13 protein-coding genes are annotated in these 15,647 nt (G+C 70.6%); 4 read left to right on the top strand and 9 right to left on the bottom strand.

Annotated elements, in window-relative coordinates:
* Positions 1-91: 91 nt before the first annotated feature.
* Genes BM064_RS00400 through BM064_RS00385 form a run of 4 tightly spaced genes read right to left on the bottom strand, consistent with a single transcriptional unit; the run spans position 92 to position 6,237 of the window.
* Positions 92-1,231, bottom strand: coding sequence for an acyl-CoA dehydrogenase family protein (locus BM064_RS00400; protein ID WP_092856643.1), 1,140 nt, complete (start codon positions 1,229-1,231; stop codon positions 92-94).
* A 7-nt stretch (positions 1,232-1,238) separates the two neighbouring features.
* The gene (locus BM064_RS00395; RefSeq protein ID WP_092856640.1) at positions 1,239-2,438 is read right to left on the bottom strand and encodes an acyl-CoA dehydrogenase family protein; all 1,200 of its coding nucleotides are present in this window, start codon (positions 2,436-2,438) and stop codon (positions 1,239-1,241) included.
* A 35-nt stretch (positions 2,439-2,473) separates the two neighbouring features.
* On the bottom strand, positions 2,474-4,126 hold the full coding sequence (locus BM064_RS00390; RefSeq protein WP_092856637.1) for a class I adenylate-forming enzyme family protein: 1,653 nt from the start codon (positions 4,124-4,126) through the stop codon (positions 2,474-2,476).
* Complete coding sequence (locus BM064_RS00385; RefSeq protein ID WP_245779008.1) at positions 4,126-6,237, bottom strand: 3-hydroxyacyl-CoA dehydrogenase NAD-binding domain-containing protein; 2,112 nt, start codon at positions 6,235-6,237, stop codon at positions 4,126-4,128. Before BM064_RS00385 ends, BM064_RS00390 begins: the two co-directional genes overlap by 1 nt.
* 253 nt (positions 6,238-6,490) lie before the next feature.
* Here BM064_RS00385 and BM064_RS00380 point away from each other — a divergent pair, with 253 nt between their 5' ends.
* The 3 genes from BM064_RS00380 to BM064_RS00370 are packed head-to-tail and all read left to right on the top strand — an operon-like array spanning position 6,491 to position 8,944.
* Positions 6,491-6,943: a PaaI family thioesterase gene (locus tag BM064_RS00380; RefSeq protein ID WP_177236097.1), complete on the top strand. Its 453-nt coding sequence runs from the start codon at positions 6,491-6,493 to the stop codon at positions 6,941-6,943.
* A 23-nt stretch (positions 6,944-6,966) separates the two neighbouring features.
* On the top strand, positions 6,967-7,725 hold the full coding sequence (locus tag BM064_RS00375) for an SDR family NAD(P)-dependent oxidoreductase (RefSeq protein ID WP_092856630.1): 759 nt from the start codon (positions 6,967-6,969) through the stop codon (positions 7,723-7,725).
* A gap of 16 nt (positions 7,726-7,741) precedes the next feature.
* Positions 7,742-8,944 (top strand): acetyl-CoA C-acyltransferase, encoded by a 1,203-nt coding sequence (locus BM064_RS00370; protein ID WP_092856627.1) that lies wholly within the window; start codon positions 7,742-7,744, stop codon positions 8,942-8,944.
* A gap of 50 nt (positions 8,945-8,994) precedes the next feature.
* On the opposite strand, the gene BM064_RS00365 is transcribed toward BM064_RS00370, so the two are convergent.
* Entirely contained in the window at positions 8,995-9,633 is a 639-nt protein-coding gene (locus BM064_RS00365) for a TetR/AcrR family transcriptional regulator (protein ID WP_092856624.1), read from the bottom strand.
* 83 nt (positions 9,634-9,716) lie between these two features.
* Here BM064_RS00365 and BM064_RS00360 point away from each other — a divergent pair, with 83 nt between their 5' ends.
* On the top strand, positions 9,717-10,313 hold the full coding sequence (locus BM064_RS00360) for a cupin domain-containing protein (protein ID WP_092856621.1): 597 nt from the start codon (positions 9,717-9,719) through the stop codon (positions 10,311-10,313).
* A gap of 187 nt (positions 10,314-10,500) precedes the next feature.
* On the opposite strand, the gene BM064_RS00355 is transcribed toward BM064_RS00360, so the two are convergent.
* The 4 genes from BM064_RS00355 to BM064_RS00340 all read right to left on the bottom strand — a co-directional run bounded on the left by BM064_RS00355 (position 10,501) and on the right by BM064_RS00340 (position 15,635).
* On the bottom strand, positions 10,501-10,710 hold the full coding sequence (locus BM064_RS00355; protein WP_092856618.1) for a cold-shock protein: 210 nt from the start codon (positions 10,708-10,710) through the stop codon (positions 10,501-10,503).
* Between the two features lie 548 nt (positions 10,711-11,258).
* The gene (locus tag BM064_RS00350) at positions 11,259-13,595 is read right to left on the bottom strand and encodes a xanthine dehydrogenase family protein molybdopterin-binding subunit (protein WP_092856615.1); all 2,337 of its coding nucleotides are present in this window, start codon (positions 13,593-13,595) and stop codon (positions 11,259-11,261) included.
* A 163-nt stretch (positions 13,596-13,758) separates the two neighbouring features.
* Positions 13,759-15,075 (bottom strand): TRAP transporter large permease, encoded by a 1,317-nt coding sequence (locus BM064_RS00345; RefSeq protein WP_092856610.1) that lies wholly within the window; start codon positions 15,073-15,075, stop codon positions 13,759-13,761.
* Positions 15,072-15,635, bottom strand: a complete 564-nt coding sequence (locus BM064_RS00340; protein WP_092856607.1) for a TRAP transporter small permease subunit — start codon at positions 15,633-15,635, stop codon at positions 15,072-15,074. Before BM064_RS00340 ends, BM064_RS00345 begins: the two co-directional genes overlap by 4 nt.
* Positions 15,636-15,647: the final 12 nt, after the last annotated feature.

Raw genomic sequence — 15,647 nt, 5'->3', positions numbered from 1 at the left:
GCAGGCGTCCGGCGGCCACGGAGGGCCGAACGGAAAAGGGGGCGCGGTCGGAACCGCGCCCCCTTCGGATGTCCCGCGATCGCGAGGGCGATCAGGCGGCGAGGCCGCCGGCCTCGTCGAGCTTCTGGAGGTGGTGGTCGACGTCGCCGAACATGCGGTCGATGATCGACAGGCGCTTGAAGTAGTGGCCGATGGAATACTCCATCGTCATGCCCACGCCGCCGTGCAGCTGGATCGACCGCTCGCCCAGCGCCTTCAGCGACCGGCCGACCTGGGCCTTGGCCGCGGAGCAGGCGCGCGAGCGCTCGACCGGGTCCGGGTCGCGGGCGCACATCGAGGCGTACATCGCCATCGACTTCGCCAGCTCCAGCTCGACGAACATGTCGGAGGCCTGGAACTGCAGGCCCTGGAAGCTGCCGATGGCGCGGCCGAACTGCTCGCGCTGCTTGATGTAGTCGACGGTGAGCTCCAGCGCCTTCTCCATCGCGCCGACCGCCTCGGCGCAGAGCGCCGCGATCGCCTCGTCGGCGGCCTGGCGGATGACGGCCATGCCCTTGCCCGGCGCGTCGCCCAGCAGCTCGCCCTGGACGCCCTCCAGCTTCACCTCGGCGGCTTTCAGGCCGTCCTGGGTGTCGTAGACCTGGAGCGACACGCCCGAGGCGGAGGGGTCGACCAGGAACAGGGCCACGCCCTCCTCGTCGCGCACCCCGCCGGAGACGCGGGCCGAGACGATCAGCTTGTCGGCCGCCCCGCCCCACAGGACCAGGGTCTTGTCGCCGGTCAGCGAATAGCCCTCGCCGGACGTCTCCGCCTTGGTCGCCACGTGGGCGAGGTCATAGCGGGCCGGGCCTTCGGAGTGGGCGAAGGCCAGCTTGCAGGCGCCGCCGATGATCTCCTCGGCGAGCGCCTGGCGCTGGGCGTCGGTGGCGCCGTTGCGCAGGATCGAGGCGCCGATGACCGCGGTGGACATCCAGGGCTCGAGCGCCAGCGCGCGGCCCATCTGCTCCATCACGATCATCACCTCGACGCCGCCGCCGCCGATGCCGCCGTCCTCCTCCGCGAAGGGCAGCGCCAGCAGGCCCTGCTCGGCATAGGCCTCCCAGATGGCGGGGTCGAAGCCCAGCGGCTCCTTCATGTATTTCCCGCGGGTCTCGAAGCCGTAGCGGTCCTGCATGAAGCGCGCGACCATGTCCTTGAGGAGCTGCTGCTCCTCGCTCAGTTCGAAATCCATGTGCCCCTCACAGTCCCAGGATGGCTTTGGCGATGATCCCGCGCTGCACCTCGGAGGAGCCGCCGTAGATCGTCACCTTGCGGTAGTTGAAGTAGCCCGGCGCGATGGCGTCCGCCCAGTCGGGCCCGACGGAGGGCTCGTTCGAGCCTTCGCCGCCCGTGGATTTCGGCATCGCGTAGGGGCCGACCACGTCCATCAGCAGATGGGTGCAGGTCTGCTGGATCTCGGAGCCCACCAGCTTCAGCACCGAGGACGCCGGATGGGGCTTCTTGCCGCCGCGCACCGCGATGTCCGACAGCACGCGCAGCTGCGTCATCTCCAGCGCCTTGAGCTTCACCTCGGTCTCGACGACCTTCTGGCGGAAGCGCGGGTCGTCCATCAGCGAGCCTTCGCCGACCGGCATCGAGGCCGCCAGCTCCTTGATCCGCTGGATCTTGGCCTTCGAGGCGCCCACGCGGGCGATGCCGATGCGCTCGTTGCCCAGCAGGAACTTGGCGTAGTCCCAGCCCTTGTTCTCCTCGCCGATCAGGCCGGAGACGGGGACGCGCACGTCGTCGAAGAAGACCTCGTTCACCTCGACGCCGCCGTCGATGGTCTGGATCGGGCGCACGGTGATGCCCGGCAGGTCCATGGGGAACACGATGTAGGAGATGCCCATCTGCTTCTTGGGCGCGTCCGGATCGGTCCGCACGAGCGCGAACATCCAGTTGGCGTGCTGGGCGAAGGTGGTCCAGGTCTTCTGGCCGTTGACGATGTAGTGGTCGCCGTCGCGCACCGCCTTGGTCTTCAGCGAGGCGAGGTCGGAGCCCGCGCCCGGCTCGGAGAAGCCCTGGCAGAACCAGTATTCGCAATCCAGCAGCTTGGGCAGGAAGTGCTTCTTCTGCTCCTCGTTGCCGAAGGTGTAGATCACCGGCCCGACCATCGAGATGTTGAAGCCCTGCGGCTCGGGCGCATGGTTGAACTGCAGCTCCTCGAGGAAGATGTACTGCTGGATCGGGGTCCAGCCGGGGCCGCCGTACTCGGCGGGCCAGCGCGGGGCGGACCAGCCCTTGGCCGCCAGGATCTTCATCCACTCGACCATCATCTCGCGCGACGTGCCGCGCCCTTCCTTCACCCGCTGGCGGGTTTCGGCGGGCAGGTTCTCCTGGATGAAGGACCGGACTTCCTTGCGGAAGGCCTTCTCCTCGGCTGTGAACTCGAGTTCCACGGGGTTTCCTTTCCCTGTCTGTCGCGGAGGCGGCGTCAGCCCGCCGCCCGCGCGTTCAGCACCTCGTCCCGCAGGGTCTTGCGGGAGTATTTTCCGACCGCCGTGCGGGGCAGCGCCTGGCGGATCTCGACGCCCTGGGGCAGCTCGTGCCGGCCGAGCCGGGTGTCGAGGAAGGCCCGCAGCGCCTCGATGGTCAGCGGGGGCGCGCCGTCCCGCAGGACGACGTAGGCCCAGGCGCTCTCGCCGCGGTAGTCGTCGGGCAGGCCGATCACCATCGCCTCGACCACGTCGGGGTGCTCCAGCACCGCGTGCTCGACCGCCAGCGGATATACGTTGTAGCCGCCCGAGAGGATCAGGTCCTTCTTGCGGTCCACGAGGTAGAGGAACCCGTCCTCGTCCGCGTAGCCGATGTCCCCGGTCAGGAACCAGCCGTCGACGAAGCTCTCGGCCGTCTCCTGGGGGTTGTTGTGATAGCCGCTCATCAGGGTGGGCGACTTGATGCGCATCTCGCCGGTCTCGCCGGCGGGGAGGACCTTTCGCGGGTCGTCGACCGAGACGATCTCGATGCGGATGCCGGGGATCGGCAGGCCGATGGTGCCCATCTTGGCGTCGGGCGTGCCGGCGGGGACCATGGTGCCCGCGGCCCCGATCTCGGTCATCCCCCAGCCGCCGCGCAGGCCCAGCCCGGTCAGCGCCTTGATCCGCCGCCAGGTCTCGACCGCCAGCGGCGCGCCGCCGGCGCCGATGGTGCGCAGCGAGGAGAAGTCGCGCGTCTCCACCCCGGGCATGTTGGCGACGGCGATCCACAGCGTCGGGACGCCGCCGGTGGAGTGCGGGCGCTTGCGCTCGATCGCGTCCACGAACTTCTCCAGCTCGAACCGCTGCTGGAGGATCAGCACGCCCCCCGTCGCGATGCGCCGGATCATGATCGCCGAGAGGCCCATGATGTGGAAGAGCGGGCTGATCGAGAGGCCGCGTTCCCCCTTCTCCACCCGCTCGGGGTCATGCTCCCAGGCGTAGCGGTAGAGCTGGGCGGCGGCAGCGAGCGCCGCGTGGGTCAGCACGGCGGCCTTGGGCAGGCCGGTGGTGCCGCCGGTGTATTGCAGAAGCGAGGGGTCCTCGGGCGTCACCGGGACGGGGGGGAGGGTCGCGTCGGCGCCCTCGACCAGCGTCTCCCACGACAGGACGCGGTCGTCGGCGGGGACCGGGCCGCCGGTCCCGCCCCAGGCCGCGTCGTCGGCCAGAACCGCGCGCGGCAGGATCCCGGCCGCCAGCAGCTCCAGCGTGCGCTGGGCGAAGGGGGGCTGCGTGAGGCTGATCAGCAGGCGGGCGCCGCTGTCGCGGACCTTGTGCTCCAGCTCGCGCACGGCGTCCAGCGGGCTGAGGTGGGTGACCGCCGCCCCGGCCTGCAGGATGCCGAAGAAGAAGATCGGGTGCAGGACGGTGTTGGGCAGGTAGAGGGCGACCACGTCGCCCTTGCCGACCCCGATCCGCCTGAGCCCGGCGGCGACCCGCGCGCTTTCGCGCGCGAGCCCCTCATAGCTCAGCTCCCGGTCGTTGTAGTCGATCGCGACCCGCCCGGCGTACCGGGCGGCGTAGTCCGCGAAGAGGGCGTTGAGGGTGGTCGACGCCGGAACATAGTCCGGGTCGACCCCCTCGGCATGCCACTTCGACCGGGGCGCCCCCATCAGGCGGCCTTCGAGCCGGCCGCCGCGTCGGCGGCGAAGGTGGTCCCCTGCTCGGCCAGGCGGGCGAGGTAGGGGCACGGACGCAGCTCCTCGTCGCCGGTGTTGTCGGCGTAGATGTTCAGCCGATCGGCGATGTAGGCGGGCGTCACGCTGTCGGCGTAGAACATCGGGCCGCCCTTGCCCATCGGGAAGCCGTAGCCGTAGAGGTAGATCACGTCGATGTCGGAGGGACGCAGCGCGATCCCCTCGTCGAGGATCTTGGCGGCCTCGTTGATCATCGAGAACATCAGGCGCTCGAACACCTCCTTCTCGTCGATCTCGCGGCGCTTGATGCCCTGCTCCTTGGCGACCTTGGCGATCAGGGCGTCGACCTCGGGGTCCGGGATCGGCGTGCGGGAGCCTTCTTCGTAGAGGTAATAGCCCGCCTTGGTCTTCTGCCCGTGGCGGCCCATCTCGTGCAGCGCGTCGCCGACGGGATCCTTGGCGCCCGTCTCCTGGCGGATGCGCCAGCCGACGTCGAGGCCGGCCATGTCGGACATCTGCAGCGGGCCCATCGCCATGCCGAACTTGGTCAGCGCGCCGTCGACCTCGACGGGCGAGGCGCCCTCCAGCAGCAGCTTGCGCACCTGGGCGCCGCGGGCGTGGAGCATGCGGTTGCCCACGAAGCCGTAGCAGACGCCCACGACCACCGGCACCTTGCCGCCCTTCTTGCCCACTTCCATGGCCGTCTTCAGCACGTCCGGCGCGGTCTTATCGCCCCGCACGATCTCGAGCAGGCGCATGACGTTGGCGGGCGAGAAGAAGTGCATGCCCAGCACGTCCTGGGGCCGCGAGGTGACGGCCGCGATCTCGTCCACGTCCAGCGTCGAGGTGTTCGAGGCCAGCACGCAGCCCGGCTTGCACTTGGCGTCGAGGTCTTTGAAGATCTTCTTCTTCAGATCCATGTTCTCGAACACGGCCTCGATGACCATGTCGGCGTCGGCCACGTCGTCGAAGTTCGAGCTGGGCGTGATGTTGGCCAGCGCCTTGTCCACCTGCGCCTCGGTCAGGCCGCCGCGGGCCTGGGTGGCGCGGTAGTTCTTCTCGATGATCTTCATGCCGCGATCGAGCGCCTCGGGGTTGAGGTCGATGATCGTGACGGGGATGCCCGCGGAGGCGAAGGACATGGTGATGCCGCCGCCCATGGTGCCGGCGCCGAGCACCGCCATCTTGTTGATCGGCCGCGCCTTCACGTCCTTGGTGACGCCGGGGACCTTGGCGGCCTCGCGCTCGGCGAAGAAGGCGTGGCGCTGGGCCTTCGATTCCTCGCCCGAGACGAGGTCGAGGAAGTATTCCCGCTCCTTCTTCATGCCCTCGGCGAAGGGCAGCGTGACGGCGTTCTTCACCGCCTGCGCGTTGACCGAGGGGGCCTTCAGCCCGCGCGAGCGGCGCAGCAGCTTGGCGGCGGCCTCGTCGAAGGCGGCCATGTCGGTCTTCGGCGCGTCCATCTTCGACAGCGGCCGCAGCGGGGCCTTGTCGGCCACCAGCTTGCGGGCGAAGGCGACGGCGCCCTCCACGAGGTCGCCCTCGATGATCTCGTCGATGGCGCCCATTTCCTTGGCCTTCTTGGCCGGGATCGGCTCGCCGGTGACGATGGGGCCCAGGGCCGCGACGGCGCCGATCAGGCGCGGCAGGCGCTGGGTGCCGCCGGCGCCGGGCAGCAGGCCCAGCTTCACCTCCGGCAGGCCGATCTTGGCCGAGGGCGCAGCGACGCGGTAGTCGCAGCCCAGCGCCACCTCGAGGCCGCCGCCGAGCGCGGTGCCGTGGATCGCGGCGACGACGGGCTTCTGCAGCGCCTCGAACGCGTCGATCACCTCGCCCAGGCCCGGGGCCTGCGGGGGCTTGCCGAACTCGCGGATGTCGGCGCCGGCGTGGAAGGTGCGGCCCTTGCAGGCGATGACCACCGCGTCGACGTCGGGCGACTCGGCCGCCTTGGCGGCGTCGTGGAGCCCCTTGCGCACCGCATGGCCCAGCGCGTTCACCGGCGGGTTGTCGGATTCCACGACAAGAACGCGACCCACCATGCGGGTCGACGAAATGGGGTCGGACACGAGCTTCTCCTCCCGGCTCATGAAGATATCCTGCATGCGATTTCTGCATTGCAGAATTTAATTTTGCAGTTTGACGCGAAGGCTAGGAAGTGCTGAATTCCAAGTCAACCGGATTGCGCCTCCCGCACAAGATATGGGCGGGGACCAGACGCGCAACCGACGAAGGGAGGCGAGACTGGATGCCCCAGAAGCCGCCGAACGGCGCGGCGCGCGCCGCCGCGCGCCCCGTTTCGACACCGATCCCAGCCCCGACCCCAGCCCTGCGGACCCGCCCGTGACCGCCGACCTCCCCGAACCCGTCGCCGAACCGATCCCCGCGCCCCCGAGCCTCGGCTACCAGGACCGTCACGGCCTGGTGGTGGTCGAGAAGCGGGGCGCGGAGATGATCGGCCATTTCGACATCACCGAGGACCACCTGAACCGGCAGGGAATCGTCCACGGCGGCGTCTACGCCACCATGCTCGACGCGATCATGACCTCGGCGGGAACCTACGCCGACGGGGCGGCGCGCCGGCGGCCGGCGGTCACCGTCTCGATGACCGTCAACTTCACCGGGCGGGCGAGCGAGGGGCGCGTCGCGCTGCGCTCGCGCCTCGTGCAGCGCACCGCGCGCAGCTTCACCGCCGAGGCCCAGGCCACCGCCCCCGACGGGACGGTGCTGGCCCATGCGCTCGGCAGCTTCCGCTATTCCGCCCCGCCGGCCGAGCCGGCCGCGGGCGGCGCCTGACGACCCCAGGGAGGAGACCGCACGTGTTCGACATCAAGGGCAAGGTGGCCATCGTCACCGGCTCGACCAAGGGCATCGGCCTGGCCATCGCCTGGCAGTTCGCCCGCTCCGGCGCCAAGGTGGTGATCTCGTCGCGCAAGGCCGAGGTCTGCCGGCAGGTCCGCGACGAGATCGCCGACGCCGGCTTCGAGGCCATCGCCATCCCCTGCCACATCGGCGAGCGCGAGCAGCTCGAGGAGCTGGTCGCCAAGACGGTCGAGAAATGGGGCCGCGTCGACATCCTGGTCTGCAACGCCGCCTCCAACCCGGTCTATGGCCCGATCTCCGAGCTGCCCGAGGCGGCCTGGGACAAGGTCATGGATAACAACGTCAAATCGCCCTACATCCTGGCCAACAACATCGTGGCCCCGATCATGGCCAAGCAGGGCGGCGGCTCGATCGTGATGATCTCCTCGATCGCCGCGCTGCGGGCGTCGGAGACGCTGAGCTTCTACTCGATCTCCAAGGCCTCCGAGGCGCACCTGGCCAAGAACCTGGCGCTGCACTGGGGGCCGAAGGGCATCCGCGTGAACGCGATCCTGCCGGGCCTGGTGAAGACCGACTTCGCCAAGGCCCTGTGGGAGGACCCCGAGCGGCTGGAGCGGATCGAGAACAAGACTCCGCTGCGCCGCATCGGCCAGCCCGACGACATCGCGGGCGTGGCCCATTTCCTCGCCTCCGACGCCTCCGCCTACGTCACCGGCCAGCTGATCGTGGCCGACGGCGGCGAGACCATCTTCTAAGACAGGGAGCACCCAAATGCGTGAAGCCGTCATCGTCTCCACCGCCCGCACGCCGATCGGCAAGGCCTATCGCGGCGCCTTCAACAACACCCAGAGCCAGGAGCTGATCGGCCATGCCGTGAAGCATGCGGTCGAGCGCTCGAAGGTCGATCCCTCCGAGATCGAGGACTGCGTGATCGGCGCGGCCATCCAGCAGGGCGCGCAGGGCCTGAACATCGGCCGCCAGGCGGTGATCCGCGCGGGCCTGCCCGACTCGATCGCCGGCATGTCGATGGACCGCCAGTGCGCGTCCGGCATGATGGCCATCGCCACCGCCGCCAAGCAGATCATCGACGACGGCATGACCATCGCCGTCGGCGGCGGGGTCGAGTCGATCTCGCTCTGCCAGAACGAGCATCGCAACGGCTTCCGCGCCGCGGACCCGTGGATCAAGGAGCATGTGCCCGCCCTCTACATGTCGATGCTGGAGACGGCGGAGATCGTGGGCGAGCGCTACAACGTCTCGCGCGACTACCAGGACGAATACGCGCTCCGCTCCCAGCAGCGCACCGCGGCGGCCCAGCAGCGCGGCGCCTTCGACGACGAGATCGTGCCCCTGACCTCGACCATGGCGGTCGTGGACAAGGAGACCAAGGAGGTCTCGTTCAAGGAAGTCACGCTGGAGAAGGACGAGGGCAACCGCCCCTCGACCACGCTCGAGAGCCTGCAGGGCCTGGGGCCCGTCTTCAAGGACGGCCAGAAGATCGCCCAGGGCAAGCACATCACCGCCGGCAACGCCTCGCAGCTCTCGGACGGCGCCTCGGCGTCGGTGCTGATGGAGGCGAAGGAGGCCGAGAAGCGCGGCCTGCAGCCGCTGGGCTACTACCGCGGCATCGCGGTCGCGGGCCTGAACCCCGACGAGATGGGCATCGGCCCGGTCTACGCCGTGCCCAGGCTGCTGGAGCGCCACGGCCTGAAGATCGAGGACATCGGCCTGTGGGAGCTCAACGAGGCCTTCGCGGTGCAGGTGCTCTATTCCAAGGACAAGCTGGGCATCCCGGACGAGCTGTTGAACGTCAACGGCGGCGCGATCTCGGTCGGCCATCCCTACGGCATGTCGGGCGCCCGCATGGTCGGCCACGCCCTGATCGAGGGCAAGCGCCGCGGCGCCAAGTACGTGGTCTGCACCATGTGCGTGGGCGGCGGCATGGGGGCGGCGGGCCTGTTCGAGGTCGCCTGATCCCTCGCCCATGACGAGACCCGGGGGCGCGGCGCAGGCCGCGCCCCCTTCTATTGGGGGGCCGAAGGGCGCCCGCCCCGGTCTCCTCCGTCCCTCGCCGCGCGCACCAGGTCGCGCGCCAGCGCCGCGGCCTCGGCGTCGTCCAGCGCCTCCACGCCGCCGGTCAGCGCCTGCCAACCGGGGAAGGACAGCGCCAGCTCCAGCGCCGCCAGCATCCGGCGGCGGGCATGGGGCGCCTCGGGCAGGTCCGGGGCGAGGCCGGCGGCGGCCTCGGCCAGGACCGCGCGGAAGCCAGCCACCGGCGCTTCCAGCGCGGGCACCAGCGCCGCGTCGCGCAGGACGTTCGCCAGCATCGCCGCATTGGCGCGGTAGAAGCCGTAGACCGCGGCGAAGCCCGCCTCCCGTCGCGCGTCCGGATCGGCGATCCCGGCCAGCGCGCCGAGGTCGGGGAACGGGTTCAGGTCCGCCCACAGCGACGAGCAGGCCGAGAACAGCGCCGCGTCGTCGGCATAGTGGCGATAGACGGTCGCCCGCCGCACCCCCGCATGTTCCGCCACCGCGCTGATCGAGGTGCGCGCCGGGCCCACGCTGCCGTGCAGCTCCATCGCGCTCTGGGCGATGCGCCGGCGGGTCTCGGCCTCCTGCTCCGCCCTCAGGCGTTTCCGGTAGGGGCGATTTTCATTGGACATGCATGTTCGATCAAAGTTGACAGGCGCGCCGGCGCGCGCCATGGATTTCATCAGACGCCACTGTATCGCGAAAGGAGAGGGCGATGGAAGGCGAAGCGAAGACCGCGCGGGTGGTGGGCCCGCAGGACGGCGAGCTGGGGTTCCTGGGCACGATCGGGGTGCGGTTCCTGGCGTCGGGCGCCGACACCGGCGGCGGGTTCAGCCTGGTCGAGCATCCGATGTCCCCGCGCGTGCTGGCGGCCCCCCTGCACCGGCACGTGAACGAGGACGAATACAGCTTCGTGCTCGAGGGCCGGGTGGGGGCGCTGCTGGGGGACGAGGTGCGGGTGGCGACTCCGGGCGACCTTGTATTCAAGCCGCGGGGCCAGTGGCACACGTTCTGGAACGACGGCGACGCCCCGGCGCGGATCCTGGAGATCATCGCGCCCGCCGGGTTCGAGCAGTTCTTCAAGGCGCTGTCGGACATGGGCGGGGTGACCGGGGCGGAGCCGGCCGAGGTCGCCGCCCTGTCGGCCCGCTACGGGCTGGAGATGGACTTCGACTCGATCCCGGGCCTCTGCGAACGCTTCGGCGTGGTCTTCCCCGGGGAGCGGCTGGAGCCCAAGGGCTGGTCGCCCGTCGATCCGCGCAGCCAGCGCGCGCCGGCCTTCCCCAGGGCGCCCGAGCGCATCGGCGCCTGAGCGCCGGCGCGCGGGCACGGGCACGGGCACGGGCAGGCGGCCCCCGAAAAGACCACGGGCGGGCGGGGCCGAAGCCCCGCCCGCCCGCGGGCCCGTCCGGAGCGCGCTCCGGAAAGGGAACGGTCCGGGCCGGGAGGTCGGGGGCGTGGGGCTCCCCGACCCGGGTCGGCCCGGTCCGCTCTGGAGCTCAGAGCTCCTGCAGGTTCACCGCCGAGGACTTGCCGCGACGCTTGTCGACCTCGATCTCGAAGCCGATCTTCTGGCCCTCGTTCAGGCCCTTGAGGCCCGAGCGCTCGACGGCGGAGATGTGGACGAACACGTCCTTGCCGCCGTCCTCAGGCTCGATGAAGCCGTAGCCCTTGGTGCCGTTGAACCACTTAACCGTACCCGTCATCATGGTGATGTCTCCTTCTACCGGGCGCCCATCCGCGCCGCGCCGACCCGGGCGCGACGACGAATCCTCCGCGACCCCGCCGAAAGGCTGCGGGGCGATGCCGGCACGCGGCCAGCGCCCTGCGGGAGCGCTGTGACGTATTCGGCGAGGCCGGGGGCCGCGAAATTCTGCAAGGGGGTCTTTCGTTCGTCGCGCGCGGCGGCGCTTGGGCCAGCCGGCGACAGGTTGCCGTGCCGCGCGCACCGACGCGGTTCTTCGACCGGGGTGCAGGGCGCCCTGTCAGGCGCCTCCCCCAACCAGCGCTATCGACCGGCTCTCCGCTCTTCCGGCGGAGACGCTGGGCGAGGGGCGCGCACCGCGGGACCGGCCCGAAGCACGCAGCGCTGAATCCGCAATCTCACAGGTCACGCGCTCCGCGCAAGCGGTTTTGCAAGCCGTATCGGGCAAAGGATTGGTTTCCCTCGCCGCCGTCGCGCCGGCGCCGCAGGCTGACGGGCGCGGAAGCCCGCCCTGTCCCCGGAGCGGCCCCGAAGCCGCCCTGCGCAGGCGAATCAGGCCCCGCGCGCGGCCTGCAGCGCGCTCCACACCCGGACCGGGGTGGCGGGCATGTCGAAGTCGCGGACGCCCGCGCGGGCCAGCGCGTCGCGCACCGCCGACATCCCCGCCGAGAGCGCGCCGACCGAGCCCGCCTCGCCCACGCCCTTGGCGCCGAGCGGGTTGATCGCGGTCGGCATCCCCTCGGCGAAGGCGCAGTCGATGGCGGGCAGGTCGGAGGCCCGCGGCATGGCGTAGTCCATGAACGTGGCCGACAGCACCTGCCCCTCGGGGTCCGCGACCACCTGCTCGAACAGCACCTGGCCCAGCGCCTGCACGACGCCGCCCTGCACCTGCCCCTCGGCCATCTGGCGGTAGATCACGTGGCCGATGTCCTCGACGCCCGAATAGGCGACGACGGCGCAGGCGCCGGTCTCGGGGTCGATCTCCACCTCGCAGACGTGGCAGCCGTTGGGATAGGTGCAGTCGGAGGGCTTGAAGGAGCCGCGCGCGCTCAGCGCGAGGTCCCGCGCCTCCGCCGCCCGCGCGATCTCGGCCAGCGTCATCGCCCGGTCGGTGCCGGCGATGCGCACCTCGCCCTCGGCGTATTCGAGATCGGCGGGGGAGACCTCCATCGCCTCGGCCGCCAGTTCCTTGGCGGCCGCGACGACCTTCTCCACCGCCTCGCGCACGGCCGGCGCGCCGGTGGTCATGGCGGCCGAGCCGCCCATGCCCTTGCCCACCTCCAGCACGTCGGTGTCGGCCTGCACGTAGTCGATCAGATCCTCCGAGACGCCGAGCTGGGCGGCGGCGAGGCCGGTCATCGCGGTCTGCAGCCCCTGCCCCGCGGACATCACGCCCACCGCCAGCCGGATCCGCCCGTCGGAGCCGACGGTCGCCTCGGAATGGTCGGGGGAGAGCACGCCGAAGGGGCCGCCCGCGACCTCGATGCAGTTGGCGACGCCGAGGCCGCGCAGCAGGCCGCGCGCCTCCGAGGCCGCGCGGCGCTCGGGGAAGCCGGCGAGGTCGGCAAGCTGCGTGGCCTGCTCCATCACCTTGGGAAAATCGCCGCTGTCGTAGGAGAAGATGAAACCGGTGTCCCAGGGCATCGCCTCGGGCGGGACCAGATTGCGGCGGCGCAGCTCGACGGGGTCGAGGCCCAGTTCGCGCGCCGCCTGGTCGATCGCCATCTCGGTCAGGTAGGTCGCCTCCGGCCGGCCGGCGCCGCGGTAGGGGGCCGAGGGCGTGGCGTTGGAGAAGACACCGATCACCTGCCCCGCCGTGACCGGGAAGCGGTAGGTCCCCGAGACGCCCCCGAAGTTGCCGATGGCGACCGTCGAGCGGCCGGAGACGTAGGCCCCCACGTTGGGCGTCAGCCGGGCGCGCAGGGCGGTGAAGTTCCCCTCCGCGTCGAGGCCCAGCTCCGCCTCGGCCAGCATGTCCCGGCCGGGCTCGTCCGAGAGCAGCGCCTCGGAGCGGGTGGCGGTCCAGCGCACCGGGCGGTCCAGTCGGGTCGCGGCCCAGGCGCAGAGCACCTCCTCGCGCAGGGGACCGGACTTCATGCCGAAGCTGCCGCCGACGTCGGGGGCGATGACCCGGATCTCCTCCGCCGGGCGGCCGAGGATCGCGGCCAGCGTCGCGCGCATCGAGGGCGCGTTCTGGATCGAGGCCCAGACCGACAGCCGCCCGTCCGCGGAGGGGACCGCCACGCAGGCCCGCGGCTCCATGGTGGCGGCGGCGACGCGGCTGACCTGGCTGCGCAGGCGGGTGACGTGGGCGGAGGCGGCCAGCGCCTCGCCCGCGGCCTCCCAGTCGCCCTTCGCCCAGGCATAGGCGACGTTGCCGGGGCGGTCGTCCCAGAGCAGCGGCGCCCCCTCCGCCCGGGCGTCGTCGAGGGTCAGGACCGCGGCGCTCTCCTCGACGTCGTAGACCACAGCCTCGGCGCCGTCGGCGGCGGCGTGGGCGGTCTCGGCCAGGACCATCGCCACCGGCTCGGCCGCATGGCGGATGCGGTCGGCGACCAGGAACGGGCGCGGCGTCTGGGTCCACAGCCGCTCGCCGGTGCCGTCGGGCTCGACGCCCTTGACCTTCATCGGGACGGAGAACGGGGCGATCCCGTCGGCGGCGAGCTCCGCCGCCGTCAGCACCGCGACCACGCCGGGAACCTCCCGCGCGGCGGAGACGTCGAGCCCCGAGAGCCTGCCGCTCGCCTGCGGGGCGCGCGCGAAGGCCACGTGCAGCGCCCCCTCCACCTTCACGTCGTCCGAATAGCGGCCCCGGCCGGTGGTGAAGCGCAGGTCCTCGCGCCGCCCGCGGCGCATGTCGGTGCGGGGATCGGGGCGCGTCTCGGTCATGGGGGGGCTCCTTCGATCCGGGATCGTCGGCGAGAGAGGAGGGCGGGCCCTGGGAGGCGGGCGCGGGGAGCGGAGGCGGCCTCCGCTCCGGGCGCATGAATGCACAAGGGGGCGGCGATGGCCAGAGCCTTCGCCGCCCCCCGTCAGGCCGGAGCCGTCCTCCCTAGCGGGAGAAGAACAGCTCGGGCAGGTAGAGCGCGATCTGCGGGAAGATGATGATCAGCGAGAGGCCGAGCAGCGTCACCAGCACGTAGGGGATGACCGAGGCGTAGATCTCGCCCATCCCGATGCCCGCCGGCGCCACGCCCTTCAGGTAGAAGAGGTTGAAGCCGAAGGGCGGCGTCATGTAGCCGACCTCCATCATGATCACGAACAGGATGCCGAACCAGATCGGGTCGAAGCCGTTGGCCGCGATGATCGGCAGGAACACCGGCAGGGTGATCAGCATGATGCCCACGGGATCGAGCACCATGCCCAGGAAGAACAGCACCGCCATCATGAAGGCGAGGCCGCCGTACTTGCCGCCCGGGATCAGCTCGACCACGTCCGAGATCAGCGCCTGGGCGCCGAGCGCGGTGTAGGCGGCCGAGAAGGCGTGCGCCGCGAACAGGATCCACATGATCATCGTGGTCAGCTTCAGCGTCGCCTTGGCCGAATCCGAGATGTTCTTGAGGTTCAGCTGCCGGTTCACCGCCGCCGCCGCCATGGCGCCGAAGACGCCGATCGCCGCCGCCTCGGTGGGCGTCGCGAAGCCGCCGAAGATCGAGCCGAGCACGATGAAGACGATGAACAGCGGCAGGATCACCGCGGCCAGCGACTTGAGCTTGATGTCCCAGCCCGCGCGCTCCTCCTTCGGCAGGGCCGGGCCCATCGAGGGCTGCAGCCAGCAGCGCACGGCGATGTAGATCGAGACCAGCACGAACAGCAGCAACCCCGGCCCGATGCCCGCGGCGAAGAGCCGGCCGACCGAGACCTCGGTCTGCAGGGCGTAGAGCACCATCAGGATCGAGGGCGGGATCAGGATGCCCCATCCGCCGCCCGCGTTGATCGCGCCCAGCGCCATCTTGCTGTCGTAGCCCCGCTCGAGCATCCGCGGCAGGGCGATGGTGCCCATGGTCACCACAGCCGCGCCGGAGATGCCGCACATCGCCGCGAAGATCGCGCAGATCGCCACCGTGCCGATGGCGAGGCCGCCCCGCACGCCGCCCCACCACACGTGCATCATGCGATACAAGTCATGGGCCACGCCTGATCGCTCGAGCATCATCGCCATGAAGACGAAGAGCGGGATCGCCACCAGCGTGAAGCTCGACATCGAGTCCCAGAGCTTCGAGGCGATCAGGTAGAACGCCATGTCCCCCCACTTCCACCACAGGAAGATCGAGGACAGGCCGCCGAGAACGAAGGTCAGCGGGGTTCCCAGGAACAGGAAGAACAGCAGCGCCCCGAAGAAGATCAGGGTCATGACTTCGACGCTCATGCCTCGCCCTCCTCGCCATGGGCCGGACCGTCGATGGCCGGCGCCCCGTAGACGTCGTCGGGGACCGGCAGCCCCATCAGCACCCGCACGTCGGCGACGATGCGCACGATCCCCTGCAGGAACAGCAGCAGCGCCGAGAGGGGGATGAAGAACTTCACGAACCAGATCTGCGGTTTCCAGGCGGAGTTCGAGCGCTCGAGCTTCTCGTAGCTCTCCATCGCGAGGTCCATGCCCTGCCACAGCAGAACCCCGACGAAGAGCAGGAACAGGAAGCAGGTGGACAGGTCCGCCAGCGCCTTCCGCCTCGCGCTGAAGGTTCCGTAGAAGATGTCGACGTTGACGTGGCCGCGCTCGGCCAGCAGCCAGCCGCCGGCGATGGTGCCGTAGACGGCGAAGACGAGCTGCGCGGTCTCGGACGTCCAGATCAGCGGGCGGCCGGCGAAGTAGCGCATGACCACGTCGCATAGAAGCAGCAGGAACAGCGGGATCACCACCCAGGCGGCGATCCGTCCGATCCATCGGTTGAGCGCGGTGATCGCTCGGGCGAAGGAGGCGAACATGGGACCTCGGGA

The sequence above is a fragment of the Albimonas pacifica genome, from assembly GCF_900113695.1.
In the GTDB taxonomy this organism is placed as follows: domain Bacteria; phylum Pseudomonadota; class Alphaproteobacteria; order Rhodobacterales; family Rhodobacteraceae; genus Albimonas; species Albimonas pacifica.
The sequence above is the reverse complement of the archived record's forward strand: the minus strand, read 5'-3'. Positions and strand labels throughout refer to the sequence as shown.

Coding starts and splice junctions, on each gene's coding strand:
- BM064_RS00370 (WP_092856627.1), top strand. CDS start 7,742: ATGCGTGAAGCCGTCATCGTCTCCACCGCCCGCACGCCGATCGGCAAG.
- BM064_RS00350 (WP_092856615.1), bottom strand. CDS start 13,595: ATGACCGAGACGCGCCCCGATCCCCGCACCGACATGCGCCGCGGGCGG.
- BM064_RS00390 (WP_092856637.1), bottom strand. CDS start 4,126: ATGGGGGCGCCCCGGTCGAAGTGGCATGCCGAGGGGGTCGACCCGGAC.
- BM064_RS00365 (WP_092856624.1), bottom strand. CDS start 9,633: ATGTCCAATGAAAATCGCCCCTACCGGAAACGCCTGAGGGCGGAGCAG.
- BM064_RS00400 (WP_092856643.1), bottom strand. CDS start 1,231: ATGGATTTCGAACTGAGCGAGGAGCAGCAGCTCCTCAAGGACATGGTC.
- BM064_RS00345 (WP_092856610.1), bottom strand. CDS start 15,075: ATGAGCGTCGAAGTCATGACCCTGATCTTCTTCGGGGCGCTGCTGTTC.
- BM064_RS00360 (WP_092856621.1), top strand. CDS start 9,717: ATGGAAGGCGAAGCGAAGACCGCGCGGGTGGTGGGCCCGCAGGACGGC.
- BM064_RS00340 (WP_092856607.1), bottom strand. CDS start 15,635: ATGTTCGCCTCCTTCGCCCGAGCGATCACCGCGCTCAACCGATGGATC.
- BM064_RS00385 (WP_245779008.1), bottom strand. CDS start 6,237: ATGAGCCGGGAGGAGAAGCTCGTGTCCGACCCCATTTCGTCGACCCGC.
- BM064_RS00355 (WP_092856618.1), bottom strand. CDS start 10,710: ATGATGACGGGTACGGTTAAGTGGTTCAACGGCACCAAGGGCTACGGC.